The following is a 25557-nucleotide window of genomic DNA, read 5'->3' on the forward strand; positions in this document are numbered from 1 at the left end:
CCGGGAACCAAGGCCGACCGGCGAGTTCAGCCCGCCGCCCGATCCAGCCGCGGCACGGCATCCATCCCGTTCCCACCGGTCCCGCCCGTCGCCGCGCCCATCTCCATGTCGCCCATCGGGGGACCTTCCGGCTCCAGGCCCGGCAGCAGCCAGTCCTGGAACGGGGCGAGCCCGGCGAGGACGAGGAAGACCAGGCCGACGGCCCAGGTGAGCCAAGGCCCCTGCCGCCAGAGCTTCTCCAGGAAGATGACCGCCGCCAGCCCCGCCATCGCGGCCACGTTCATGAGGCCGAGGGGGATCAGGACGATCATCAGGCCCCAGCAGCAACCGACGCAGTAGAGCCCGTGGTGCGCACCCACGCGGAGGTCCTTCGCCCACGTCCGGTAGCGCGAGTACGCGACGAGTTGCCGCATCGGGTTGCGGCAGTGCCGCAGGCAGACCCGCTTCAGCGGCCCGAACTGCTGCAGCGCGGCGAGGAGGAACGCGGCGGCGCCGATCCAGCGTCCCGACCCGGGGCTGCGGTCCACGAGGTGGCCGGTCGCCGCCAGGGCCCCGTACGCGAGCAGCCCGAAGCCGGTCCAGGCGAGGAGGTACCCGCCGAGGAACTCGGCGATCCGCAGGGTGCGGGCGAAACCCGTGGAGCGGCGGTTGATCCCGCGCACCCAGGTGATGGCCACCGGCGCGACCGACGGCAGCATCATCGCCGCCATCATGACCACCCACAGCAGCAGGAAGAGGGGCAGCGCGAGGCCCATGGTGCCGGGCTCCATCCCCATGTGACGGGACTGGCCGACCGTGAGCACCCACGCCAGGGCGGCCAGCACCACCAGCAGGACCCAGGCGAGCGCCAGATCGCGTACGGGAAGGAGGACGCCGGGCCGAGTCGGTGCCGGTGGGGCCAGGCGGAGGTGCGGCATGGAGTGCCTCCCAAGGACGCGTGTGCCCCGACGTCATCTTCAGCAGATCACAGAAGCGCAAGACCCAAAACCCGGGGAGTGCCCGCGTTGCCGTGCCGCCCCGTCCGCTCGCACGGGCGGGGGCGGCCGGGACGACGTGGGGGCAGGCGGCCGGCCGGTGGCGTCAGTGGCGGGAGGGGGCGGGCCGCGCCGCCTCGGCGACCGGTGTGTCGTGGAGTCCCAGGCGCAGGTGCTCGACGTGGAAGAGCGCCTGGTCGAGGAGTTGGGCGACGTGGTGGTCGTAGAGGGCGTAGACGATCGAGCGGCCCTGCCGCTCGCCCGCGACCAGGCCGAGGTTGCGCAGCAGCCGCAGTTGGTGGGAGCAGGCGGACGGTTCCATCCCGACCGCCTCGGCCAGGTCGCCGACCGCGCACGGCCCTTCCTGGAGGCGGGCGAGGATGTACAGCCGCGAGGGGGTCGCCAGGGCTTGAAGGGTCGCGGCGACGTCCGCGGTCCCCACGGCGTCCAGGCGCTCGCGCGTGGTGGCGGTGTTCTTGTCGTCGGCTCCGTGACCCATGGCGTCCATCCTACTGATGACATCTGAAGACCTGTTCAGGTGTTCCTGTATGGTGAGCGTGTTGCCGTCCTCCGCCCGCGAAGGGTTGATTCGTCATGCCGTCTGTCCTGCTCCAGCGTCCGGAACGCGCGGCGCCGAGCGGCTCCGCCACGGCGCCGAGGCGCCGCACGCGGGTGTTCGCACTGGCCGAGGCCCGCTGGGCCGCGGCGGCGCTGCTGCTGTTCCTGATCGCGCTGCCGCTCGAATGGGCCGGAGCCCCCGTGTGGACGTGGGGCCCGCTGTACGCCCTCGCCTACGTCACCGGCGGCTGGGAGCCGGCCTGGACCGGGCTGCGAGCCCTGCGGGACAAGACCCTGGACGTGGACCTGCTGATGATCGTCGCGGCGATCGGGGCGGCGTCGATCGGGCAGGTGAGGGACGGCGCCCTGCTGATCGTCATCTTCGCAACCTCCGGAGCCCTGGAGGCGCTGGCCACCGCCCGTACCCAGGACGCGGTGCGCGGCCTGCTCGACCTCGCCCCCGCCACCGGCACCCGCCTGACGCGCGACGGCCGGGAGGAGACCGTCGCGACCGAGGACCTCGTCGTCGGCGACACCCTCCTCGTCCGCCCCGGCGAACGCGTCGGCGCCGACGGCCGGGTCCTGGACGGGGTCAGCGAGATCGACCAGGCCACCATCACGGGCGAGCCCCTGCCGGTGCTGAAGGAAACCGGTGACCAGGTGTTCGCGGGCACGCTCAACGGCACCGGAGCCCTGCGGATCACGGTGGAGCGAAACGCCTCCGAGTCCGTCATCGCCCGGATCGTGGCCATGGTCGAGGAAGCCTCCGGGACCAAGGCGCCCACCCAGCTGTTCATCGAGAAGGTCGAACAGCGCTACTCGCTCGGCATGGTCGTCGCCACCCTGGCCGTTTTCGCGATCCCGCAGGCCTTCGGCGCGGACCTCGCCGACTCGCTCCTGAGGGCCATGACCTTCATGATCGTCGCATCGCCGTGCGCGGTGGTACTGGCCACCATGCCGCCGCTGCTGTCCGCCATCGCCAACGCCGGGCGCCACGGCGTGCTGGTGAAGTCCGCCGTCGTCATGGAGCGCCTCGCGGAGATCGACGCGGTCGCCCTCGACAAGACCGGCACGCTGACCGAGGGCACGCCCCGCGTCACCGCGATCCTTCCCCTGCCGGGCAGCGGCCTCGACGAGGACGCCCTGCTCACCCTGGCAGCCGCCGCCGAGCACGCGAGCGAGCACCCGCTCGCCCGCGCCGTCGTGGACGCGGCCCGCGAACGGCGCCTGCGCCTGCCGGTCGCCGGGGACTTCGCCTCCGCACCGGGAATCGGCGTCACGGCCACCGTGAACGGCCACACCGTCACGGCCGGAGCCCCGGCCCGGCTGCTCGACGGCGCCACGGACCCGGCCCGGGCGCACGCCCTGGCGGTGGCGGGCGAACTGGAGGACAGCGGCCGCACCGCCGTCCTCGTCCAGCGCGACGGGGTCCCGGTCGGCGTGCTGGGCCTCGCCGACCGGCTGCGCCCCGGCGCGACCGCCGCCATCGCCTCCCTCACCGCACTGACCGGCTCGGCCCCGACCCTGCTGACCGGGGACAACCCGCGCGCCGCCGCCCGCCTCGCCGACGAAGTGGGCCTCACCGACGTCCGCGCCGGACTACTGCCCCAGGACAAGGTCGCCGCCGTCCGCGAGCTGGAGGGGGCCGGCCGCAAGGTGCTGGTCGTCGGCGACGGCGTCAACGACGCCCCCGCACTGGCCGCCGCGCACACCGGCGTCGCCATGGGCCGCGTCGGCTCCGACCTCGCCCTGGAGACGGCGGACGCGGTCGTCGTCCGCGACGAACTGGCCACCGTCCCGGCGGTGATCGCGCTGTCCCGCGCCGCGCGCCGCCTCGTGGTGCAGAACCTGGTCATCGCCGGAGTCTTCATCTCCGGCTTGGTCGTCTGGGATCTGGCCGGGCACCTGCCGCTCCCGCTCGGGGTCCTCGGCCACGAGGGGTCCACCGTCATCGTCGGCCTCAACGGTCTGCGCCTGCTGCGCGACGCCGCCTGGGACCGGGCCGCCGCCGCGGCCCCGACGGCGGCCCTGCCCCCCGGCTCCGGCTCGGATGATGGGCTCGGGCGGATGCCGTAGCAGCCTCGTACGGCCCGGGGCGCGGGCTCGGCCCGGGGAGAGGAGACCGCCGCGGGGCGCCCGGGCGGTCTACCGGTCCCGGGGGGCACACCGGGACCGGCGCGGTGGCCGGCACGGGGCGACCGCCACGCCCACCAGGCGCCGGTGGCGCTGACGGGCCGCGCGGGCGTGCCAGGCGCCGCGGTCGCTCTCCACGCGCAGGACTTCGCCGATCACCACCACGTCGGTGCGTCGTGTCATGAGGAGAGCGGCCGCGCCGTGAACTTCTTGCGCCACGCGAGCGACACGTAGACGAGCGCTACCAGGACGGGGACCTCGATGAGCGGGCCGACGACGCCGGAGAGGGCCTGGCCGCTCGTGACGCCGAAGGTGGCGATGGCGACGGCGATGGCCAGCTCGAAGTTGTTGCCCGCCGCCGTGAAGGCCAGCGTCGTAGTCCGGTCGTAGTTGAGACCGATCGCCTTGCCCAGGAGGAACGTGCCGAACCACATCACCGCGAAGTACACGAGCAGCGGCAGGGCGATCCGGGCCACGTCCAGCGGCTGCGAGGTGATCGTCTTCCCCTGGAGGGCGAAGAGGATGACGATCGTGAACAGCAGGCCGTACAGCGCCCAGGGGCCGATCTTCGGCAGGAACGTGGCCTCGTAGTCCTCGCGGCTCAGCTTCTTCTCGCCGAGGCGGCGGGTGAGGTAGCCGGCCACGAGCGGGATGCCGAGGAAGATGACGACGTTGAGCGCGATCTTCCACATGGAGATGTCGAGCTGTTCGCCGTCGCCGAGGCCCAGCCAGCCCGGCAGCAGGTCGAGGTAGAACCATCCCAGCAGGCCGAAGGCGATGACCTGGAAGACCGAGTTGAGCGCGACCAGCACCGCGGCGGCTTCGCGGTCGCCGCAGGCGAGGTCGTTCCAGATGATGACCATGGCGATGCAGCGGGCGAGGCCGACGATGATCAGGCCGGTACGGTACTCGGGCAGGTCCGCCAGGAAGATCCAGGCGAGAGCGAACATGAGCGCGGGTCCCAGCACCCAGTTGACGACCAGTGACGAGATCATCAGCTTGCGGTCGCCGGTGACCGCGTCGAGCTTGTCGTAGCGGACCTTGGCGAGGACCGGGTACATCATGATCAGCAGGCCGACCGCGATCGGGAGGGAGATGCCGCCGATCTCGACGGCGGCGAGCGCGTCGTTCAGGCCGGGGATGAGGCGGCCGAGCCCGAGCCCGAGGCCCATGGCGAGCAGGATCCAGACCGCGAGGAAGCGGTCGAGGGTGGAGAGCTTCGCGACGACCGAGGAGTCTTCGGCGGCAGCGGGAGCTTGGGTGGGGGTCACGGACAGGCCCTCTTGTTTTCGGCAGCGGTACGAGCGGACTCGGCGAGGTCGGCGAACTGGCCGGCGAGCTGGGCGATGACGTCCGGACGCAGCTTGTAGTAGGTGAAGCGGCCGCATGGTTCCGTCTCCACGACCCCGGCCTCGCGCAGCACTCTCAGATGGTTCGAGAGGTTGGTCTGCTTGGCACCGGTCTCCTCCACGAGGTGCGTGGTGCACAGCGTTTCGCGGGCGAGCAGGGTCACGATCCGGAGCCTGAGGGGGTCTGCCAGGACCCGGATCAGTTCAGTGTCGACTGACGTCATCATGGGCTGATACTGTCACATCAGTGGTGGATGACGCCACCAGGTGCTGATGTCAGTGGCGCCTGATTTCGTCGCGAGACAAGAGAGACCTCTGATGTCGGACAAGCCCTCCGTGCTCTTCGTCTGTGTCCACAACGCCGGCCGTTCCCAGATGGCCGCCGCGTGGCTGAGCCACCTGGCCGGAGACCGCGTCGAGGTCCGCTCTGCGGGATCCGCCCCCGCCGACTCGGTCAACCCGGCCGCGGTCGAGGCGATGCGCGAGGTCGGCATCGACATGTCCGCCGAGACACCGAAGATCCTCACCGTCGACGCGGTCAAGGCGTCGGACGTGTGCATCACCATGGGCTGCGGCGACACCTGCCCCGTCTTCCCGGGCAAGCGCTACCTGGACTGGAAGCTCGAAGACCCGGCCGGCCAGGGCGTGGAGTCCGTACGCCCGATCCGCGACGAGATCAAGAAGCTGGTCGAGGGCCTGATCGCGGACATCGCCCCGAGCTCCTAGGCAAGCCCCCGCTCCCAGGCAAACCCCGGCTCCCAGGCAAGCCCGCCGGCTCGTAGGGGACCACAGTGGAGGCCGCGGGGCGCCCTCAGTAGGGTCCCGGCATGGCATACACGTTCCAGGTGACCATCGACTCGGCCGGCCCGCACCCGCTCGCCGACTGGTGGGCCGACGCCCTCGGCTGGGAAGTGGAGCCGAGCGACGAGGAGTTCATCCGCGCCGTCGTCGAGCGACTGCTCGCCAAGGGCGCCATCTTCCTGCACGAGGGCAGCCAGGGTCCCTACACCTGGACCACCATCGCCGACCCGGAGCACAACGAGCTCTGTATCTCCCACTAGATGAGCCCTGCGGTTTCCTGCGGAGACGAGGCGGAGGTGTCCAGGTCAGGGTGAGGACGGCTACGCCCGATCACGGCCGGACCAGTCATAATTGGGTACCGGGCAGACCCTCCCGCACCTGAGAATGAACCATCTCGAACCGGGAGGAACCCATGAGCCAGGACCACCTGACTCTGCATGACCTGATGCCCGCGCAGGAGCTGGCGGACTCGATCGACGCCGGGTACGTCACCCGCAAGTCGCACCCCGAACTGCCGCTGTCCATCTACACGTACACGCGGACCGCGCAGTACGAGCGGGTCTGGAACCAGGTCACCACGCGCTGCCGCGGGCTCGTCGCCGACGACTCCACCGGCGCCGTCATCGCCCTGCCGCTGCCGAAGTTCTTCAACGTCGGCGAGCACGAGTCCGGCCAGCCGTACGCACCGGCCCTGCCGGACGAGCCGTTCGAGGTGTACGACAAGGTCGACGGCAGCCTCGCGGTGGTCTTCCACTACGCCGGCCGCTGGCGGGTCGCGTCCAAGGGTTCCTTCACCAGCACCCAGGCGACCTGGGCGCAGCGCCGCCTCGACGGCAAGGACACCGCCGCACTGCGCCCGGGCGTCACCTACCTCGCGGAGATCCTGTACCCCCAGAACCGCATCGTCGTCGACTACGGCGACCGCCGGGACCTCGTCCTCCTCGCGGCCTTCGGCCGGGACGGCACGGAGGTCCCGCTCGCCGAGGCCGCGGCCCACTGGGAGGGCGTCGGCTCCGTCGTCACCGTGTGGCCGGCCATGCCGATCGACGAGCTGATCACCCTGACCGAGTCCAACACCATGCCCGGCGGCCGGAGCGCGACGGGCACCGACGCCGAGGGCTTCGTGCTGCGGTTCGCCTCCGGCGTGCGGGCGAAGGCCAAGCTGTCCGAGTACGTACGGCTCCACAAGGTCCTCACCGGCGTCACCGAGCGGGACATCTGGCGCAGCCACGGCATCCAGCGGTTCGCCGGGCTTCCCGCCAAGCAGCTCGCCCAGAGCCTCGGTTGCACGATCCGGGACATCGAGGCATCGGGAGGCAAGCCGCTCGACGCGCTGCTGGAGCAGGTGCCGGACGAGTTCGACACCTGGGTGCGCGAGGTCGTCGCCCGTATCGAGGACGAGGCCGCGCAGCGGGAGCGCGCCATCGACGAGGCGTTCCGGGGGCTCGTCCACCTGGCCGCCGACCGCGCCGCGTTCGCACGCGCGGTGAAGGAACTGAGCGACGGCTGGATCCGCGCCGCGATGTTCCTGCGGCTGGACGAGCGGCCGACCGAGCTCGTCACCTGGCGGGCCGTACGGCCGGAAGCGGCCGACCCCTTCACCACCGATGAGGAGAACTGACCCGTGTCCGAAGTCCCCGTACCCCCCGCCCTCCCGGTGGTACACGTCATGACGGGATTGCCGGCCTCGGGCAAGACCACCGCCGCGCGGGCCCTCCAGGCCGAGGCGCAGGGCCGCATGCGCCGCGTCAACCTCGACGACCTGCGGACCATGCTCGACGTGCCCGCGCCCGAGCGCGGCCGCTCGTACCGGCACGAGCAGACCGTGCTGGCCATCCAGGACGCGGCGGTGCGGGCGGCCGTCGACGACGGTTTCGACGTGGTCGTCGACAACACGCATCTGACCTCCCACATCCCGAAGCGGCTCAAGGCCGCGGTCGCAGGGCTCGCCACCTTCGTCGTGCACGACTTCACCGACGTGCCCGTGGAGGAGTGCCTGCGCCGCGACGCCGCGCGAGAGCGTCCGGTCGGCGAGCAGATCATCGGGATCCTGGCCGACAAGCACGCCAAGGCCAGGAAGGGCGGCTGGCGGCTCACCACGCAATGGCTGAACGATCAGCCGCCCGTGGCGGCGTACGTCCCGGACCCGACGCTGCCAGCGGCGGTGATGTGCGACATCGACGGCACGCTCGCGCTGACCGGCGACCGGGGGCCGTACGACTTCTCGCGCTGCGAGCTGGACCTGCTCAACGAGTCGGTGCGGCACGCGCTGGACGCGTTCCGGCGGGCCGACGGCGACGTGATCGTGCTGCTGTCGGGGCGCAGCGAGGAGCACCGGCCGCAGACGGAGTCCTGGCTGCGGCGCCACGACGTGCCGTACGACGAGCTGTGGATGCGCGCGGCGGGCGACACGCGCCGCGACGACGTCGTGAAGGCGGAACTGTTCGACGCGCATGTGCGCCACCGGTACGCGGTACGGGTGTCGCTCGACGACCGGGACCGCGTGGTCGCGGTCTGGCGCCGGATGGGGCTGCCCACCTGGCAGGTCAACTACGGCGACTTCTAGCCGCTGCCCGCTGCCCGCTGCCGCGGACGTCGTGCCAGGACGGCCGCCCGCATCCCGCCCGCATCCCGCCCGCATCCCGTCCGCATCCGCCCACAGCGCCCATAATGGGGCGATGAGTGTGCTGATCGTGGATGCCGCGAATGTCGTCGGATCGGTCCCGGACGGCTGGTGGCGGGACCGGCGGGGTGCGGCCGAGCGGCTGCGCGACCGGCTGGCGGAGCGGGACGCGGGCGAGGGCCCGGGCGAGGCCGAGGAGATCATCCTCGTGGTCGAGGGCGCCGCCCGGGGCGTCGAGTCGGTCCCCGGTGTACGGGTGGACTCGGCGCCCGGGAGCGGCGACGACCGGATCGTGGAGCTAGCCGCGGCCTTCGCGGAGCGCGGCTGCGTCGTGGTCACCGCGGACCGTGAACTGCGCGAACGGGTCCGGGCGTACGGGGTGGAGTGCGTGGGGCCGCGTACCGTACGCCCGGCGGCGGACTGACCGGGCCGACGTCAGAGCAGTCAGACCAGGCCGCGTCACGTCAGCGGCAGTACCGCACCGGGGAGAGGTTCTTGACGTAGCGGGCGGCGACCCAGCCCTCGTCGATGCTGTCCTCGCCGTCCAGGCGGTACCAGAGGCTGTTCCCGCCGACCCGCTCGCCGTGCTTCTTGCACTCGATCACGACCTCGTCGTTCGGGTACGCCTTGCCGAAGACGTAGGAGTGCGTGTTCGGGTACTCGCGGATGTTCAGCGGTCCGCGCGAGATGATCTTGCCGGTGGCGAACTGCGGGTTGGGGTAGTCGTCGTCGAGCTCCGCGGGTGAGGGCGCGTCGACGATCTTCCGCGACGGGGCGTCGGCGACCGGATCGGCGTCCGCGACGGCGGCGGCCGCCCCGAACAGGCCGAGCGCCAGGCTCCCGGCGGCCAGAGCGAGGATGGTCCTGGTGGGCTTCAGCATGAGCCGGCTCCTCTACGAAGACATCCGCCCGGCCGCGGCGCACGGCAGGGGGGTGGCGACCACGCGGCCGCCAGGGACGACTATGGCGAGGCCGGGGCACTCAGCCCGGGTGACGCACCGCCGTTTAGCCCGATTTGCCCAATCCGCGACATCGCTGGAAGACGGTGCCGCGTGCGCGTGCGCGTGCTGGACGGCCGCGGTCCTGGTCCGCCCTGCCGGCCGAGGGCCCGCCCTCGGGCTGACGGCTTCCTCCAGTCGGCGTGCGGCCTGTTTCCTCCCCCTGGTCCCCGGCTCGCCCACGTAAGTCCAGGACGGCGCTCCGCTTTGTCCATGGGCCTGCCGGGCGGCGGTCCGCAAGCTGTCAGGTCAGTGAGCGGACCGCGCGGGGCCAGAGAGCCGTGCGGTTCTCCGCCCAGGATGCCCCGACTCCCGGAGGCCCGATGCGAAGCACCCTCTGGCCAGCCGCGACCGCGCTGGCCGGCCTGGTCGCCGCCCTGGTCGTGGCCGCGCCCGCCGCCCCCGCCGCGGCGGCCGCGCCCCTGACGATCACCTCGCCCGAACTGTCCGTCAGCGTGGACAGCGGCTTTCCCCGCGTCATCGGCTACACGCGGCGCGCCACAGGGGACGTCCTGCACGGCAACGAGGACGCCATCGGCGCCATCGTCGTCAACGGGACCACCCACACCCCCACCGTGGCCTCGACCCCCTCCGCCTCCGCGGTGGACTACACGCTCACCTTCTCCGGAGTGACCATCAGATCGCGTATATCCGTAGCCGGTTCGGTCGTGGAGTTCAAGGTCACCGCGATCGAGGACACCGCCGCCCTGCGGGTGCGCACGCTCGCGATACCCGACCACCACCTCGTCAGCGTCCGCAGCGACCAGCCGGGCGCCGCGCTCTCCACCGCCACCATGCACACCGCCACGACCGGCACCGGGGACACCTTCACCCCCGTCACCGCGAAGACCCCCGTGGACGCGGCCGCGACCACCGTGATGCACGGCCTGGTCAACACCGGCAGGCTGGCCGCCGCCATCGACTCCAACTCCCTCTACGACCAGCCCTCGGGCGGCACCGCCCGGGAGAACGGCCGTACCGCCAAGCGGGTCACCGACAAGGGCGCCTACCGCCGCGCCGGCCTGTGGAGCGGCGCCTGGCTCCACCGGGCCGCGGGCGCCGCGGACGGCGACACGGAGCCGCTGCCGTACGCCCGGATCGCGATCACGGCCGACCGCAACGCGGACTCCGTCGTCGACTGGCAGGACGCCGCCATCGCCTACCGGGACATCTGGTCCCCGCCCACGGGCTGGCAGCAGACCGCCGACAGGGTCGTACAGCGCATCCCCTTCAACTTCGCCTCCCAGGCCACCCACCCCTTCGCGCAGACACTCGACGAGACCAAGCGCGTCAGCCTCGCCACGGACGGCCTCGGACAGTTCGTCCTGCTCAAGGGGTACGCGTCCGAGGGCCACGACTCCGCGCACATGGACTACAAGAACATCGGACCGAAACTCGGCGGCGCCGCCGGCCTGAACGCGCTCACCACCGCCGGCGACGGCTACAACGCCGACTTCGGGGTGCACGTCAACGCCACCGAGGAGTACCCGGTCTCGGCGACCTTCGACCCGGCCCGGCAGACCGGAGGGCTCGGCTGGGACTGGCTCGACCAGTCGTACTACGTCGACACCCGCAAGGACGGCCAGTCCGGCGACCGGCTGAGGCGGCTCCAGGACCTCAAGGCGGCCGCCCCCGGGCTCGACTTCCTCTACGTGGACGTCTGGTACGGCGACGGATACGTCTCGCGGAAGATCCAGCGCGAAATCTCCGGGCTCGGCCTGCAGCTGACGACCGAGTTCCCCCACACCCTCACCGAGCAGTCCCTCTGGCACCACTGGGCGACCGACGTCGCTTACGGCGGCAACGACCTGAAGGGCATCAACTCCACCATCGCCCGGTTCATCGCCAACCACACCAAGGACGACTGGATCGCCCGCCATCCGCTGCTCGGCGGCGCCGAGATCACCGCCTACGAGGGGTGGCAGGGAAAGAAGGACTTCACCGCCTTCCTCAACACCACCTTCGCCGTCAACCTGCCGACCAAATACCTCCAGCAGTCACCGGTCGTGAAGTGGACCGCCGATTCCGTCACCCTCGCCGACGGCACCACCGTCACCCTCGCCGACGGCACCACCGTCACCACCGCCGGCGGCACCCGCAAGATCACCACGGGCGGCCGCACCGTCCTGAACGGCGGCAGCTTCCTGCTCCCGCGCGAGGGCAAGCTCTACCACTGGAACGACACGGGCGGCTCCACCACCTGGACCCTGCCCGGCGGCTGGACCTCGCCCAAGCTCTACAAGCTCACCGACACGGGAAGGCAGCTGGTCGGAGACCTCGCCGTCGGCGCCGGCGGCCGGATCACCGTCAACGCCACCGCCCGCACCGCGTACGTGGTCACGAACGGCGCCGCGCCCGCCCAGGGCGACCCCGGGTGGGGCGAGGGCACCCCCGTCAAGGACCCGTCCTTCTACGCGGGGAACCTGAACGCCTGGACCGTCACCGGCCCCGGCGCGGCCGTCACCCGCAACGCGCAGGGCCAGAGCGAGCTCACCTTCGCCCCCGGCGCCACCCCGGCCGTGTCTCAGCAGCTCACCGGCCTCGCCCCCGGCACCTACGCGGCCTCCGTCTGGGTCTCCACGCCGACCGGCCGGGCCACCACCCTCACCGTCACCCCCGCCGGGGGCGCCGCGGCCTCCGTGTACGCCGACTCCTCACCGCTGACCGACAGCCTCGGCGGCAGCGAGAAGAACGGCACCAGGATGCAGCGCATGAAGGTGCTCTTCGACGTCCCGGCCGGCAGGTCCACAGCCACCCTCAAGCTGTCCGCGAGCGCCGGATCCGGTACCGGCACCGTCCACCTGGACGACGTGCGCGTCGTCCCCTCCGCCCGCACCCCGCTCGGCGGGCACTGGTTCGCCGAGGACTTCGAGAACGTGGACGCCGGCTGGGGCCCCTTCGCCTTCGGCGGCGCGGGCGGCTCGGCCACCGACCCGCGCACCCACATCGCCCAGCGCAACGCCCCGTACACACAGGCGGGCTGGAACGGCAAGCTCGTCGACGACGTGATCAGCGGGCAGAACTCCCTCAAGTCGCACGAGGAGCGGACCGGACTGGTCTACCGGACCCTGCCGCAGACGCTGCGCCTGGCCCAGGGGCGCTCGTACGAGGTCACCTTCAGCTACGAGGCCGGCTTCAGCGGCGACTACCAGTTCGTCATCGGCTCCGGCTCCACCGAGACCGCCACCGCGCTGAACCAGGCCCGTACGCCCACCACCTTCACCCGGACCTTCACCGCCGGCGCCGACGCCTGGATCGGCGTACGCAAGGTCACCCCCGAGAACTCCCACAACGAAGCCGACCTCATTCTCGACGACCTGACCATCGACGACCTGGGCCCGGGCGACGGCGGTGAACTCCTGGTCCCGCAGCACCAGATGAGCGTGAAGACCGTCGACAGTCAGGAGACCACCGGCGAGAACGGCAGCGCCGCCCACGTCCTGGACGGCGACGGCTCCACCATCTGGCACACGCAGTGGTACGCCGCCACCGCGCCGATGCCTCACGAGATCACCCTGGACCTCGGCGCCTCGTACGACGTCACGGCGCTGCACTACCTGCCCCGGCAGAGCCAGAGCAACGGACGCATCGCCGACTACCAGGTGTTCACCTCCGCCGACGGGGTCACCTGGGGGACGGCGGCGGCTTCCGGAACCTTCGTGAACAGCGCCGCCCAGCAGGACGTCGCCTTCAGCCGGCGGGCCGCGCGCTACGTCAGGCTGAAGGCCACGAGCGAGGTCGGCGGCAACGCCTGGACCTCGGTCGCGGAACTCAACATCGGCTACCGGCCGTAGACCGCCGTAGCGGAACCCCTCACAGGACCGGCGGCCGGCAGGCAGACTGAGTGCCGTGACGACACTGAACAAAGGCGCCAACCTGCCGGTCGTGGCCACCGTCGTGCAGGCCGTCCTCGGATGGTCGCCCGGGCCCGGCGTACCGGACGTGGACGCGTCCGCCCTGCTCCTGACCGGGGGCGGGCGGGTCCGTTCCGATGCCGACTTCGTCTTCTACAACCAGCCCCGGCACGCTTCCGGAGCCGTGCGCCACATCGGCAAGCAGTCCGGCACCGACACCATCGCGCTCGACCTGGGCGCGCTGGAACCGGAGATCGAGCGGGTGGCGCTGTGCGCCTCCGCGGACGGCGGCACCTTCGGGCAGGTGCCGGGGCTGCACCTGCGGCTGCTCGACGCGCTGTCCGGGGCCGAACTGGCCCGCTTCGACATGGCGGCGGGCCCGGAGACCGCGTACGTGAGCGGCGAGCTCTACCGGCGGGCGGGCGCATGGAAGTTCCGGGCCGTCGGACAGGGGTACGCGAGCGGGCTGGCCGGCGTGGCGACGGACTTCGGCATCAGCGTGGACGAGGAGCCGCCTCCGGCCGCCGCCCCTGCCGGGCACACGGCGTACACGGCACCTCCCGCCGTCGCCCCCTCCGCTCCCTCCGCCGCTTCTGCTCCCTCCGCCCCCTCGGCCGCCGCCCGCACCGGTGGGTCCGCCGCCCGGATGACCAAGGGTGAGGAGCAGTTGCCGGCGGACGTGCGGGAGCGCCTTTCGCTGCGCAAGAAACAGGTCGCGGTCAGTCTGAGCAAGCAGGGTGTCACGGCCTTGACCGTCCGGGTCGTCCTGGTCCTGGACGCGTCGGGCTCGATGGCGAGCCACTACGGACGCGGCACCGTCGCGGGCGTCGCCGAACGGATGGCCGCCGTCGCGGCGCAGCTCGACGACGACGGCCGGATGCAGGCCTGGACCTTCGCCTCCCATCCGGCGCGCCTGCCCGACCTGGTGATCGGTGAACTGCCCGAGTGGCTGCGCCTGCACGTGCGCTGCGGGCAGTTCAGCCTGTTCGGCCGCAAGAAGCCGCCGAAGGGCCTGCTCCCGGGCCAGATCGACATGCGCACGGTCGGCATCGGCAACGAGGAGCAGAAGGTCATCGCCGAGGTCCGGGCCTTCGTGCGCGAACACCCGGTGCCGGAACCGACGCTGGTCCTGTTCTTCTCCGACGGCGGGGTGTACCGCAATGACGAGATCGAGCGGGAACTGCGCGCGGCGGTCGAGGAACCGGTCTTCTGGCAGTTCATCGGCCTGGGCCAGGCCCAGTACGGGGTGCTGGAGCGGTTCGACACCCTGCCCGGGAGACGGGTCGACAACGTCGGCTTCTTCGCGGTCGACGACATCGAGCAGATCTCCGATCCGGAACTGTACGACCGGCTCCTGTCCGAGTTCCCGTCCTGGGTACGGGCCGCCCGCCAAGCCGGCATCCTGCGCTGAAGGGAAGAAACCATGAGTGACGGCACGTCCGCGGCAGAGGTGTTCGACGAGCTGGGCGAGCGCTACGAGACCGCGTTCGGGCGGCTTCCGGGCCAGCTCGCCGCGCTCGACTGGCTGACGGCCAGGCTGGCCCCGGGCGCCCGCGTCCTGGACGTGGGCAGCGGTACCGGCCGGCCCGCCGCCGAGACACTGGTCCGGGCCGGCTGCGCGGTGACGGGCATCGACGTCTCGGCCCGGATGGTCGGCCTCGCGCGGGCCCGGGTGCCGCAGGCCCGCTTCGAACAGGCCGACGTACGGACGTACAGCCCGGCGGAGCGCGACTTCGACGCGGTCTGCGCCTTCTTCCCGCTGCTGGTGATGGACCAGCCGGAGGTGGCGGCGGCGCTGGACCGGATGGCCTCCTGGGTGGTGCCGGGCGGGTACCTCGTCATGGCCACGGTGCCGGGTGACATCCGCCGCCTCGACATCGAGTGGATGGGGCACAAGGTCACCGTCAGCAGCCTGTCCGAGGAGGACCACCTCGCACGGCTGGCCGCTCAGGGACTGGAGGTGCTGCACCACCACACGGCGCTCTTCCGGCCCGACGACGATCTGGCCGGGCCCGAGGAGCACTTCTTCTGCTACGCGCGGCGGCCCGAGGCGCCCCCGTCGGCATAGCGCTGCCCGCCGGGCTGGGGGAACCGCACCGCGTCAACGTCCTGGACCCCGTACCGACTGCTGGGCGCGGAAGCGGACCGGCGCCATGCCCACCCGGCGGCTGAACAGCCTGCTGAAGTAGGCCGGATCCTCGTACCCGACCCGCCGGGCGACCCCTGCCACCGGCAGGTCGGTGCGGGCCAGCAGTTCCTTCGCCCGGCTGAGCCTGATACCGAGGAGGTACTCCTTCACCCCCTCCCCGGTACTGCGCCGCACCGCACACCGCAGCTGGGGCAGCGGCATCCCGAGCCGGGCGGCGTGCTCGGCCACCGATATGGGCAGCAGGGCGTCCCGCGCGAGGGCGTCCATCACGGCGTCCCCGTGCCGGGACACCTCCGCGCGGGCGTAGCGCAACGCCACGAGCAGGCCGTGGACGGCGGCCGCGGCCTCCACCTCCAGCAGCGGGCCGCCGCGCCGGGCCGCCCGTACGATCCCGTCGATCACGTGCTGCACACCGGCCGTGCCGCTCAGCGGGACCAGCGGGCGGTCCGGGGTGACGTAGCCGAGGTCGGTGTACGCCTCCACGCCGCCGCCCGCGAAGTCGACGAAGCACTCGTCCCAGCCGGTCTGCGGATCCGGCCCGTAGTGGTGCTCCACCCCCGGCACCAGCCACAGCAGTGCGGGCGCGGCCACCGGCTGCGCCGGGCGGCCGCCGTGGCTGAACCAGCCCCGGCCCCGGGTGACGACGACGGCGACGTGGTGGTCGAGGGCGCGCGGGCCCACGACCGGCAGCACGCCCTGCTGCACACCCACCCCGAGGCAGACCAGGCCGAGCCTGCGGTGGTTGGCGGTGGGGGAGAAGTACCGCATCCAGCTGCTGTACGGGGGCGTGGCCATCTGCGGATTGTGATCCACAAGGCGGGGCGCCCTCAAGGGGACGCGGGAGCCCGGTCCGCGCCGGGCCGAGGCGGCGCCGCCTCCGTCGCGGCCCGTGGAGCGGGCGTACGCGAGTCCGGGCCCGGGCGAAGTCCCACCGCCAGACCGGCGATCACCACGAGCAGACCCAGCCACACCGTCGGCTCCGGGACCCTACTGCCCGTCAGCACCCCGGCGCCCGCCGCGGCGAGGGGCGCGACGCCGGTCAGCAGGCCGGCCGCCCGGAGCCCACGGCGGCCACCGTGCGGTACCAGAGCACGAACGCCACCGCGGTCACCATGACGGCGAGGTACCCGGCGGCCGCCCACTGGGTCGAGCCGAGCGACACCAGGTCGGACGGGTCCTCGAAGAGCAGGGTGAGCCCCACCAGCATCACCGCCCCCAGCCACACCGCGTGCACCGACACTCCCCATGCGCCGTGGCGGCGCAGCACGGGCACCCCGAGCAGGGTGAACGCGGCCTCGCAGCCCAGCGCGAGCGCGGCCCAGGCCACCCCGGCGGCGTCCGTACGACCCGTCCCCTCGACCAGGACGGCCCCGGCGACGACGACGGGAGCGGCGACGAGCACCTGGCGGCTGGGACGCCCGCCTTCCAGGAACGGGCCGAGCAGACCGAGCAGAACCGGTACGGAGCCCACCGCCACGGCGATGACGGCCGGTTCGGCGCCCCCGCCGCCCTCCGCGGCACCGCGCCGCACCCCGGGGGCTCCATACCGGCTCCGCCTCCGACCGGGCGGCGGCGAGCGGTGGGGAAACCTTTGCGGTGCGGAAAGTTTTTCCGCAACAGCGGCAACCTCGGGGAGGGTCGCGCGTCGTGCGGGGGTGAAGGGCGTAGTCCCGCGCCCTCGGCCCGACCCTGGAGAACCACCGTGAAGAACCTGAAGCGCGTCCCCCAGCCCGCCCGCAGGCCGGCCGTCACGGCGGCCGTCACCGCGGCCGCCGCAGGGGTGTTCGTCGCTCTCGCCGGGCCGGCCTTCGCCGCCGCCGCGCCCGCGCCCGCCCCGTCGACCAGCACCCCGGCCAGCGCCACGCCGACGCCGGGCGGCGCCAGGCCCAGCGCCGCTCCCAGCGCGGTCCCCAGCGCCGCGCCCAGTGAGGCCCGGACCGCGTCTCCCCGTGAGGCCCGGAGCGCCACTCCCAGTGAGGCCCCGAGCGCGGCGCCGACCCGCGCCCCGGGCGCCGGGCCCGCGCCCTCCGCTTCGCCCGCCGGGGCCGAGCTCGCGGATACTGGCTCCTCCGAGACCACCACCGGGCTGGCGGCCGGGGCCGCCGTACTCATCGCCGCGGGTGCGGGGGCCCTGTACACCGTGCGGCGCCGCGCCAACGGCTGAGGAACCCGTGCTCCACCTCGCACCATCAGCCGGCCCCGCCGTCCCCGTCTTCGACCGGGCCCGGCGGGGCCTGTGGTCGTTGCTGCGGCGCGACCGCTCCGCCCCGCCGGCTTCTCCACGGCCGTACGGGACCCCGTACACCTATGACCGGACCGGCGGCGGCCACGCCTCCGGCCACGGCGGCCCGCAGCCGTCGGCGCCTCCCACCCTCACCGAGCTCTACCACGCGCACCGGCTGCGCATGGTCCGGCTGGCGGTGCTGCTCGTCGACGACCTGGCCACCGCCGAGGACGTGGTCCAGGACGCCTTCACGGCCCTGTACCGCCGCCACGGGGAGCACATCACCGAGGTCGACAACGCCCTGGGCTACCTGCGCACCGCCGTCGTCAACACCTCGCGCTCCGTGCTGCGCCGCAGGCGGACCGCCCGCGCCTGGACACCGCCCCCGCAGACCGACGTACCGTCCGCGGAGGCAGCCGTCGTCCTCGACGAGGCACATCGCGAAGTGCTGGCCGCGCTGGCCCGGCTGACCCCGCGGCGACGGCAGGTCCTGGTGCTCCGGTACTGGGCGGACCTCAGCGAGGCGGAGATCGCGACCACCCTCGGCATCAGCCGGGGAGCGGTCAAATCGAACGCTAGCCGTGGCCTGGACGCGCTGGAACGGATTCTGGAGGGACGGATATGACGCGTACGACGTCCGACGGCGAACGCCCCGTCGAGCGGCGGCTGCGGCAGGCCCTCGAGGCGCGTGCGGCCGGTGTCGACGTCCGCCGGCTGCGCCCCGCAGATCCGCCGGGACCGCGCACACGACGGCTTCCCGCGGCCTGGCTGCGGCTGCGGAGCTTCACCCTGCCCCTGGCGGGACTGGCCGCCGCGGCGGCCGCCGTGGTGGGCTACCTGGTGTTCGCTCCGGAAGCCTCCCCGGTTCGCCCCCTGCCCCCCGCCTCACCACCGGAGCTCATCACTCCGGCTCCCGCCCCGACACCCGAATCCGAGCCGGCGAGCCAGTCGTCGCCGCCCACGCCCTTCGGCCCCACGCCCTTCGGCCCCACGCCGTCCGGATCCAGGCCGTCCGGCCCCACCCCGTCCCGATCCACGCCGTCCAGGCAGTTGCCGTCGGCGACTCCGTCGCCCTCATGGTCACCGCCGCCGTCCGGTTCGAGGTCTCCGGCCCCCTCGTCGCTGTCCCCGTCCGCCCGACCGGGGGGCGCGGTACCGACCGAGTCCCAGGTCCTGTCGTCAAAGGAGCGCCGGTAAGGCCTGCGGCGCCGGGCCTCGCACGCCAGGCGTTGCGCGCCGGGCGATGCGTGGACGACAGGGCCTAGCAGGAGCCCGGCGCCGTGTTCTCCACCGCCGCGACCAGCGGGGCGAGTTCCGGGTTCCGCGCGGCCTCGTCCAGCGCCTCGCGCAGGGCGGCGTCGTTCGTGGGCCGGGCCTCGCCGAGGAGGGCCAGGCCGGCCTCGCTGACGTCGGTGTAGATGCCCCGCCGGTCGGTGTCGCAGATGTAGCGCTTGAGCAGCCCGCGGTCTTCGAGCCTGCTGACCAGGCGTGTGGTCGCGCTCTGGCTGAGTACCACCGAGTCGGCGACCTGGTGCATGCGCAGGTGTCCGCCGGGGCCGCTGTGCTGGCGGCTGAGGACATCCAGGAGCGAGTACTCGCGCACGCTGAGCCCGTGCCCCGCCTGGAGCGCCCGTTCGATGTGCGCCTCGATCCGCCCGTGCAGCAGGGAGAGGGCGCACCAGCCCTGGGAGAGGGCGGTGAGTGCGCTGTCCGTGGCCGTCATGGCTCCTCCTGCGATGTGTGCGGTACCTGCTTCCCCAGGATAGGCCAGCTGTGCAATAGCCCGCGCTTGCAATTATCCCGCGTCTGCAATTAATGTGGACGCACGTAAGCAGCGACAGCAGCGGTAGCGCCACGGGCAACGAGCCACAGGCCGCGCGCCGCGTCGCACCTCGGCCGGCCGGCCGAGCCCCGCACCGGCGCCGCCCGGCACCGCCCCCTCCCCTGAAGGGCACTTCCCCTCATGCCTCTCGCACTCCTCGCCCTCGCCATCGGGGCCTTCGGGATCGGCACCACCGAATTCGTCATCATGGGCCTCCTCCCCGAGGTCGCCGGCGACTACGGAGTCTCCATCCCCACCGCGGGCTTCCTGGTCACCGGCTACGCCCTCGGCGTCGTGCTCGGCGCCCCGTTGATGACCGTGCTCGGCACCCGTATCCCCCGCAAGCGCATGCTGATGCTGCTCATGGGGCTGTTCATCGTGGGCAACGTCCTCTCCGCGCTCGCCCCCGCCTTCGGCGTGATGCTCGCCGGGCGCGTCGTCGCCTCCCTCGCCCACGGCGCCTTCTTCGGCATCGGTGCGGTCGTCGCGGCCGAGCTCGTCGCCCCCGAGAAGAAGGCAGGCGCCATCGCCATGATGTTCACCGGCCTGACGGTGGCCAACGTGGTCGGCGTCCCGCTCGGCACCTTCGTCGGGCAGACCCTCGGCTGGCGCGTGACCTTCCTGATCGTCGCCGCGCTCGGCGTCCTCGGCCTGCTCGGCATCGCCAAACTGGTGCCCGAACTGCCCCGGCCCGAGGGCGTCCGGATCCGCCACGAACTGGCCGCGTTCCGCAACGTCCAGGTACTGCTCGCGATGGCGATGACCGTCCTCGGCTTCGGCGGAGTCTTCGCCGCGATCACCTACATCACCCCGATGATGACCAACGTCGCCGGCTTCGCCGACACGTCCGTCACCTGGCTCCTCGTGCTCTTCGGTCTCGGCATGGTCGGCGGCAACCTCGTCGGCGGCCGGTTCGCCGACCGCGCGCTGATGCCGATGCTGTACGTGTCTCTGGGCGCCCTCGCCGTCACGCTGGCCCTCTTCACGCTCACCGCCCACAGCAAGGCCGGAGCCGCCGTCACCATCGTGCTCATCGGCGCCCTCGGGTTCGCGACCGTGCCACCCCTCCAGAAGCGGGTCCTCGACCAGGCCGCCGGCGCGCCCACCCTGGCCTCCGCCGTCAACATCGGCGCCTTCAACCTCGGCAACGCGCTGGCCGCCTGGCTCGGCGGCATCGTGATCGCGGCCGGGCTCGGCTGGACCGCCCCGAACTGGGTCGGCGCGGCCCTCGCCGGATCCGCCCTCGTGCTCGCCCTCGTCTCCGGCGCGCTGGAACGCCGTACGGCAGCCCGACCGGGCGGCGGCCGGGTCGTCGCGGCCGGAGCCCCCGCGGCCGTCCCCGCCCACCGCTGATCCGCCCGTGCCCCCCGCCCATGACCCGCCCCCGAGCCACCACGCCTTGCCGGGGTGCGGGGCGCGGTGCCGGTGGGGCACGGCGGGGCACGGCGGGGCCCCCGACCAGGGCCACGGCTTCGCCGCCGCGGCCCTGTCCAGCCTCCCCTGACGGGGCCGGTCCCCCACCGGGTCGCGCCCCCGTGTCCCCCGTGCCAGGTTGGTACGGGGGACACAAATGGCAGGACACGGGTGCATCATGCGGAAACCGAAGCAGCACAGGAGGGCCCACGCGAGTGGGACGGCCATAGCCGCCGCGCTGGTCACCTTCGCCGTCCCGAGCTGTACGGCGGCCTCGGACGGCGCCCGGGCCCCCGCCGCCCCGACTCCCGGCACCAGCGCCCCCACGAGCCCGCCGGTCTCCCCGACATCGCCCGGAACGGCCGAGGCCACGCCCTCCCCGACCTACCCCATGTCGACCGCCCCGCGCACCATTCCGGCCGTACGGGAGCACACCCCGGCCCGCGGCCCCGGCTGGAAGCCCGCCCCCGAGGCCCGCGTCGTCGTCGCGGCAGGTGACACGGCCGCGCTGGCCGACGAGGGCAGACTGCTCGCCGGTGAACTGCGCATGGCCTTCGCGGACTCGGGCGCACCACGCCGCGGTGACGTCGAACTCGCACTGGGCGAGAAGGACTCCGGTCCGCCCGAGTCGTACAGCGTCGCCGTGCGGGACGGCCAGGTCCGTATCACCGGCCCGGACGAGGCCGGAGTGTTCTACGGCACGCGCACGCTCAAACAGGCCGTCACGTCGGGCGGTTCGGCCCCCGAGGGCACGGTCAACGACAGGCCGGCCAAGCCGCAGCGCGGCCTCAACCTCGACATCGCGCGCAAGCACTTCACCCCCGACTGGATCGAAGACCGGCTGCGTGAGATGGCCGACCTCAAACTCAACCAGCTGGGCCTGCACTTCTCCGACGACCAGGCCTTCCGGATCCAGTCCGACAGCCACCCCGAGATCGTCTCCAGCCCGCACCTCACCAAGGCGGAGGTGCGCCGCATCACGGCGCTCGCCGCCCGCCTGCACATCACCGTCGTCCCCGAGATCGACTCGCCCGGCCACCTCGGCGCTGTCCTGCGCGCCCACCCGGGACTGCAACTGCGCGACGTACAGGGCAGGGCCGTGCAGGGTGCGGTGGACATATCCAACCCGGCGGCGGCCAAACTCGTCGACGAACTACTGCGCGAGTACCTGCCGTTGTTCCCCGGCTCGGGGTGGCACCTGGGCGCCGACGAGTACCAGGCGCTGGTCGTCCGCGACCCGGAGGCCTCCTTCCCCCAGCTGGCCCGGGCGGCGCAGCAGCGGTACGGCCCCTCGGCACGCGTACAGGATCTGGCGACGGGCTGGCTCAACGACCGCGCCGCCGTCGTGCGCCCGTCGGGCAAGGCGCTCAAGGCCTGGAACGACGGCTTCTTCGCCGGTGGGGTGGTTCCCGCGGCCAAGGACATCCAGGCGGAGTACTGGACCGGCAAGGAGCTCGGCGCCCGCCCGCCGCTGGAGTACCTGCGCGAGGGCCGCGACGTCGTGAACCTCAACGACGAGTACCTCTACTACGTGCTGGGTGAACCGAACCAGTTCACCTACCCCACGGGCCGGCGGATCTACGAACAGTGGACCCCGCTGGTGCTGCGCGGCACCACCGCCGTGCCGACGCGGTACGGGAACCAGATACTGGGCGCACGCCTCGCCGTCTGGTGCGATCTGTCCGGCGCGCAGACTCAGGCCCAAGTGGCGGCGGGCATCCGACTGCCGCTGGCCGCCCTGTCCCAGAAGGTGTGGGACGACCGCCCGCCGTCTCAGCCCTGGACCGGCTTCAAGGCCCTCGCCGACCGGCTGTAGCCCGGTGCCCGGTGCCCGGAGCCCGGTCACAGTCGCGGCGGTCTCGGCTGCCGGGCGGCCCCCTACGGCCGACCCCTTTGGCCGGCCCCTACGACCGGCCCGCGCGCTCCCGGCGCTGCCAGCGCCGCCGCACCGACTGGGCGACCAGCGGCAGGGCCGTGACCACCGTCAGGATCCAGGCCGCCGCGAAGCCCCAGATCAGGGGCTGCGCCACGGTGACGGAGGCCGCCACCAGCAGCGCCACGGTCACCGCACCCAGCAGGCAGGCCGCCACGAGGCGGTGACGCCGGGGCGCGGAGCGCAGGATCCGGTCGAGGGAACGGTCACCCTTCAAGTGGGCTTCGATCGCGGAGAGTGCGCGCTGCTCGCGATCCGAGAGTCCGGCTCCGTCCATGACGACGACCTCCATCCGCTGCTGCCGTCGGGCGCGGACCGCAGCCTCTGGCCTGCGAATACCCGGCCTGGCACGGCCCAACCCACGCGGGCGGGCCATGGCTGCCCCGGGGGGTCACCGGATGGAGGCGACCCGCTTCGGGTGGCCGAAGAACGGGGCCGTGTGCGGGGGCCGGTTCCACGGGGTCAACGCCCGCGTCCGCGCCGACCGGTCGGATCCGGCCACCGCCACGGCGATCGTCACCTGACCGTGGTGAGCGGCGGGGCCGGCTCGAACTTGTAGTCGGCGCCGAAGTTCTTCTTCACGGCCGCCTCCCAGGAGCCGTCCGCGACCATCTTCTTGAGCGCGGCGTTGATCTTGACCTGGAGCTCCTTGTCGCCCTTCTTGAGGCCGATGCCGTAGTTCTCGTTGCTCAGGCTCAGGCCCGTCAGCCTGAACTTGCCCTCGTTGCCCTTCCGGGCGGCGTACCCGGCCAGGATGGAATTGTCCGTGGTCATGGCGTCGACCAGGTTGTCCTGGAGCGCGACGAGGCACTCGGAGTAGCCGCCGAGCTCCAGGGGGACGCTCGCCTTCGGGGCGAGGTTCTTCTTGACGTTCTCCGCCGAGGTCGAGCCGGCCACCGAGCACAGCCGCTTGGTGTTGAGGTCCTCGGCCTTGGTGATGCTGGTGTCGGACGCGCGGACCAGCAGGTCCTGGTGCGCGAGGAAGTACGGGCCGGCGAAGTCGACCTTCTCCTTGCGCTTGTCGTTGATCGAGTAGCTCGCGACGACGAACTTCACCTCGTTGTACTGGATCAGCAGCTCGCGGTCGTTGCTGTAGACCTGCTTGAACTCGATCCGGTCCGGCTCGTAGCCCAGTTCCTTGGCCACATACGTGGCGACGTCCACGTCGAAACCGGTGAACCTGCCGTCGGGCTCGCGCAGCCCGATGCCCGGCTGGTCGAACTTGATGCCGATGGAGAGAGTCCCCTGGTCCTCGTCGTCACCGCCGCACCCGGAGGCGGTCAGGACGAGCGCGATCACTGCGGCGACCGCGCCGGCCTTGGGAACCTTCATGCTGCACTCTTTCCTTGGAACGCGGCCCATGCCCGGCTGCCTCTCAGCGGTGGCTGAATGAGGGATCACCGGACGCGGAACCGCGCGAGCTACTCGACACTTGTACGAGGAAGCTAGGAAGGTGACGGGCGCAGCGTCACTAGATCTGAGCAAAACTTGAGGATAACGATCCGGTTCGGCCGCAGATTCTGCTGCGGATCGGGGCTGGAGCGGGAGAAGAAGGGGGCTGGACGTGGGGACAGGACCGGTACGGGTCGACGGGAATGCGCTGCTGCTGGGCGAGGGGGTGCAGATCCGGTTCATCCGGACCCTGCGGCTGCCCGAGTCGGGCACGCACGCGCTGCCGCCGGGACTGGGGGAGTTCCCGCTGCGGCGGGTGGAGGACTACCCGGACACGGCGCCGCCGCAGTGGCTGGCCAAGGGCGGTGTGATGCTGCCCGTGTACCTGCGCGAGGCCATGTGGCTGAGCTTCGCCGGGACCCGCGAACCCGCCGCGCTCCAGGTCGGGGTGGGCAAGGTGTGCGCGGTCTCGGGCGAGCGCTGGACCGGGCGACCGGCACGCACCCCGCAGAACTACGTGGTGCTGCCCCGGCAGCCGTGGCTGGACGGGATCAACTCGGGGGACGGGACGGTGCGTCAGTTCGTCGCCGTACCGCTCGGGCTCGGCGCCACCGTCGAAGGGCAGGTCACCGGCGAGGAGACCACGGGCGGCGTGCAGCTCCAGGCCTTCCCGCTGGGCGCGCAGGCGCTCGCCGCGTGGCGGGAGGCGGAGCGGGCGCGTACCCAGGGCCCGACCGCGGTGTACGGGGCCCCGCCGCCCGGCGGTACCGGCGCGTTCGGGGGCTACGGGAGCTCCGGGGCCTTCGGCGGTTACGGCGGCGGGGTCCCCCTGCCTCCCATGGCGGCGGCACCCGGCGGATTCGCGATGCCGGCCGCGGCCCCGGCCGCCGAGGCGCGGGGCGCCGCGGTTCCGCCCGCCGCGCCGGCGATGGGACTCGGGGTCGGCGGTTCCATGCGCCAGGAGGTCTACCAGGACGACCGGCCGCTGTCCGACTGGTCCCGGGAGCCGTCCGCGCGGGTCTTCGTCCACCTGGTGACCCCGCCCGAGTGGCGCCGTATCACCGGCGAGGAGGCGCCGCCCTCGCCGGTGGACCGGGCCGCCTACACCAAGGCCGGACTGCCCTGGTTCGACTACTACGACGACTCCGCCGCCGACCTCGCCCCGTCCGAAGCCCTGGGCGGGGTCAAGCCGGTGGGGGAGTGGCTCGGCGACGACCACACCCCGTGGGCGGAGCCGGCCCCCGGCCAGGTCAAGCCGCTCGGGACCGCCCCGAGGCCGGGCAGGCCCGTACGGGACGGCGACTGGTAGCCGGGCCCGAACTGGCCGGGAACGT

General features: G+C 72.6%; 26 protein-coding genes. 15 read left to right on the forward strand and 11 right to left on the reverse strand.

The window, feature by feature from the left end; genetic code table 11:
* Nucleotides 1–26 precede the first annotated feature (26 nt).
* Complete coding sequence (locus tag ABZX75_RS02840; protein WP_355407115.1) at nt 27–917, reverse strand: DUF2182 domain-containing protein; 891 nt, start codon at nt 915–917, stop codon at nt 27–29.
* 163 nt (nt 918–1080) lie between these two features.
* The gene (locus ABZX75_RS02845) at nt 1081–1473 is read right to left on the reverse strand and encodes a metalloregulator ArsR/SmtB family transcription factor (RefSeq protein ID WP_355407117.1); all 393 of its coding nucleotides are present in this window, start codon (nt 1471–1473) and stop codon (nt 1081–1083) included.
* Nucleotides 1474–1568: 95 nt separating this feature from the next.
* Between ABZX75_RS02845 and ABZX75_RS02850 the strand changes: the two genes are divergently transcribed.
* Nucleotides 1569–3608, forward strand: coding sequence for a heavy metal translocating P-type ATPase (locus tag ABZX75_RS02850; RefSeq protein ID WP_355407119.1), 2040 nt, complete (start codon nt 1569–1571; stop codon nt 3606–3608).
* 69 nt (nt 3609–3677) lie between these two features.
* On the opposite strand, the gene ABZX75_RS02855 is transcribed toward ABZX75_RS02850, so the two are convergent.
* From ABZX75_RS02855 to ABZX75_RS02865, 3 genes are read right to left on the reverse strand one after another with little or no spacing between them, the layout of a single operon-like run.
* A complete protein-coding gene (locus tag ABZX75_RS02855; protein ID WP_355407121.1) occupies nt 3678–3848 on the reverse strand; it encodes a hypothetical protein in 171 nt (56 codons plus the stop codon).
* Entirely contained in the window at nt 3845–4936 is a 1092-nt protein-coding gene (gene arsB, locus ABZX75_RS02860; protein WP_355407123.1) for an ACR3 family arsenite efflux transporter, read from the reverse strand. The genes ABZX75_RS02855 and arsB overlap by 4 nt, the downstream gene beginning before the upstream one ends.
* Nucleotides 4933–5241, reverse strand: coding sequence for a metalloregulator ArsR/SmtB family transcription factor (locus tag ABZX75_RS02865; RefSeq protein ID WP_355407125.1), 309 nt, complete (start codon nt 5239–5241; stop codon nt 4933–4935). Before ABZX75_RS02865 ends, arsB begins: the two co-directional genes overlap by 4 nt.
* A 91-nt stretch (nt 5242–5332) precedes the next feature.
* Between ABZX75_RS02865 and ABZX75_RS02870 the strand changes: the two genes are divergently transcribed.
* The 5 genes from ABZX75_RS02870 (at nt 5333) to ABZX75_RS02890 (ending at nt 8862) form a co-directional block, all read left to right on the forward strand.
* Complete coding sequence (locus ABZX75_RS02870; RefSeq protein WP_355407127.1) at nt 5333–5740, forward strand: arsenate reductase ArsC; 408 nt, start codon at nt 5333–5335, stop codon at nt 5738–5740.
* 101 nt (nt 5741–5841) lie between these two features.
* Nucleotides 5842–6075, forward strand: a complete 234-nt coding sequence (locus ABZX75_RS02875) for a VOC family protein (protein ID WP_355407129.1) — start codon at nt 5842–5844, stop codon at nt 6073–6075.
* Between the two features lie 152 nt (nt 6076–6227).
* On the forward strand, nt 6228–7436 hold the full coding sequence (locus ABZX75_RS02880) for a T4 RnlA family RNA ligase (RefSeq protein ID WP_355407131.1): 1209 nt from the start codon (nt 6228–6230) through the stop codon (nt 7434–7436).
* Between the two features lie 36 nt (nt 7437–7472).
* Nucleotides 7473–8381 (forward strand): AAA family ATPase, encoded by a 909-nt coding sequence (locus tag ABZX75_RS02885; RefSeq protein ID WP_355407914.1) that lies wholly within the window; start codon nt 7473–7475, stop codon nt 8379–8381.
* A 112-nt stretch (nt 8382–8493) separates the two neighbouring features.
* Nucleotides 8494–8862 (forward strand): NTP pyrophosphohydrolase, encoded by a 369-nt coding sequence (locus ABZX75_RS02890; RefSeq protein ID WP_355407133.1) that lies wholly within the window; start codon nt 8494–8496, stop codon nt 8860–8862.
* Nucleotides 8863–8902: 40 nt separating this feature from the next.
* Here the strand turns inward: ABZX75_RS02890 and ABZX75_RS02895 are convergent, their stop codons facing one another.
* Nucleotides 8903–9319 carry an SH3 domain-containing protein gene (locus ABZX75_RS02895; protein WP_355407135.1) on the reverse strand — a complete coding sequence of 139 codons (417 nt, stop codon included), beginning with the start codon at nt 9317–9319 and terminating at the stop codon, nt 8903–8905.
* A 440-nt stretch (nt 9320–9759) separates the two neighbouring features.
* Between ABZX75_RS02895 and ABZX75_RS02900 the strand changes: the two genes are divergently transcribed.
* From ABZX75_RS02900 to ABZX75_RS02910, 3 genes are read left to right on the forward strand one after another with little or no spacing between them, the layout of a single operon-like run.
* The gene (locus ABZX75_RS02900) at nt 9760–13230 is read left to right on the forward strand and encodes an endo-alpha-N-acetylgalactosaminidase family protein (protein ID WP_355407137.1); all 3471 of its coding nucleotides are present in this window, start codon (nt 9760–9762) and stop codon (nt 13228–13230) included.
* A gap of 55 nt (nt 13231–13285) precedes the next feature.
* The gene (locus tag ABZX75_RS02905) at nt 13286–14701 is read left to right on the forward strand and encodes a VWA domain-containing protein (RefSeq protein ID WP_355407139.1); all 1416 of its coding nucleotides are present in this window, start codon (nt 13286–13288) and stop codon (nt 14699–14701) included.
* A 12-nt stretch (nt 14702–14713) separates the two neighbouring features.
* Entirely contained in the window at nt 14714–15358 is a 645-nt protein-coding gene (locus tag ABZX75_RS02910; protein ID WP_355407141.1) for a methyltransferase domain-containing protein, read from the forward strand.
* A gap of 33 nt (nt 15359–15391) precedes the next feature.
* On the opposite strand, the gene ABZX75_RS02915 is transcribed toward ABZX75_RS02910, so the two are convergent.
* Nucleotides 15392–16234 (reverse strand): AraC family transcriptional regulator, encoded by an 843-nt coding sequence (locus ABZX75_RS02915; RefSeq protein ID WP_355407143.1) that lies wholly within the window; start codon nt 16232–16234, stop codon nt 15392–15394.
* Between the two features lie 244 nt (nt 16235–16478).
* Complete coding sequence (locus ABZX75_RS02920) at nt 16479–16970, reverse strand: hypothetical protein (protein WP_355407145.1); 492 nt, start codon at nt 16968–16970, stop codon at nt 16479–16481.
* Nucleotides 16971–17141: 171 nt separating this feature from the next.
* Here ABZX75_RS02920 and ABZX75_RS02925 point away from each other — a divergent pair, with 171 nt between their 5' ends.
* A complete protein-coding gene (locus ABZX75_RS02925) occupies nt 17142–17603 on the forward strand; it encodes an LAETG motif-containing sortase-dependent surface protein (RefSeq protein WP_355407147.1) in 462 nt (153 codons plus the stop codon).
* 7 nt (nt 17604–17610) lie between these two features.
* The gene (locus tag ABZX75_RS02930) at nt 17611–18288 is read left to right on the forward strand and encodes a SigE family RNA polymerase sigma factor (RefSeq protein WP_355407149.1); all 678 of its coding nucleotides are present in this window, start codon (nt 17611–17613) and stop codon (nt 18286–18288) included.
* A 636-nt stretch (nt 18289–18924) separates the two neighbouring features.
* Here the strand turns inward: ABZX75_RS02930 and ABZX75_RS02935 are convergent.
* Nucleotides 18925–19386, reverse strand: a complete 462-nt coding sequence (locus tag ABZX75_RS02935) for a MarR family transcriptional regulator (RefSeq protein WP_355407151.1) — start codon at nt 19384–19386, stop codon at nt 18925–18927.
* A gap of 240 nt (nt 19387–19626) precedes the next feature.
* On the opposite strand from ABZX75_RS02935, the gene ABZX75_RS02940 reads away from it, so the two are divergent.
* Nucleotides 19627–20838: an MFS transporter gene (locus ABZX75_RS02940; RefSeq protein WP_355407153.1), complete on the forward strand. Its 1212-nt coding sequence runs from the start codon at nt 19627–19629 to the stop codon at nt 20836–20838.
* A 238-nt stretch (nt 20839–21076) separates the two neighbouring features.
* Complete coding sequence (locus ABZX75_RS02945; RefSeq protein WP_355407155.1) at nt 21077–22714, forward strand: family 20 glycosylhydrolase; 1638 nt, start codon at nt 21077–21079, stop codon at nt 22712–22714.
* 88 nt (nt 22715–22802) lie between these two features.
* Here the strand turns inward: ABZX75_RS02945 and ABZX75_RS02950 are convergent, their stop codons facing one another.
* Nucleotides 22803–23108, reverse strand: coding sequence for a DUF3040 domain-containing protein (locus ABZX75_RS02950; RefSeq protein ID WP_355407157.1), 306 nt, complete (start codon nt 23106–23108; stop codon nt 22803–22805).
* A 121-nt stretch (nt 23109–23229) separates the two neighbouring features.
* On the opposite strand from ABZX75_RS02950, the gene ABZX75_RS02955 reads away from it, so the two are divergent.
* Nucleotides 23230–23355 (forward strand): hypothetical protein, encoded by a 126-nt coding sequence (locus ABZX75_RS02955; RefSeq protein ID WP_355407159.1) that lies wholly within the window; start codon nt 23230–23232, stop codon nt 23353–23355.
* Here the strand turns inward: ABZX75_RS02955 and ABZX75_RS02960 are convergent.
* Entirely contained in the window at nt 23348–24163 is an 816-nt protein-coding gene (locus ABZX75_RS02960; RefSeq protein WP_355407161.1) for a glutamate ABC transporter substrate-binding protein, read from the reverse strand. The two genes, ABZX75_RS02955 and ABZX75_RS02960, sit on opposite strands and share 8 nt — an antisense overlap.
* Before the next feature lie 232 nt (nt 24164–24395).
* Here ABZX75_RS02960 and ABZX75_RS02965 point away from each other — a divergent pair, with 232 nt between their 5' ends.
* Nucleotides 24396–25532, forward strand: a complete 1137-nt coding sequence (locus ABZX75_RS02965; RefSeq protein WP_355407163.1) for a hypothetical protein — start codon at nt 24396–24398, stop codon at nt 25530–25532.
* Nucleotides 25533–25557: the final 25 nt, after the last annotated feature.

It is taken from the genome of Streptomyces sp. NPDC003038, from assembly GCF_040611115.1.
Classification (GTDB): Bacteria; Actinomycetota; Actinomycetes; order Streptomycetales; family Streptomycetaceae; genus Streptomyces.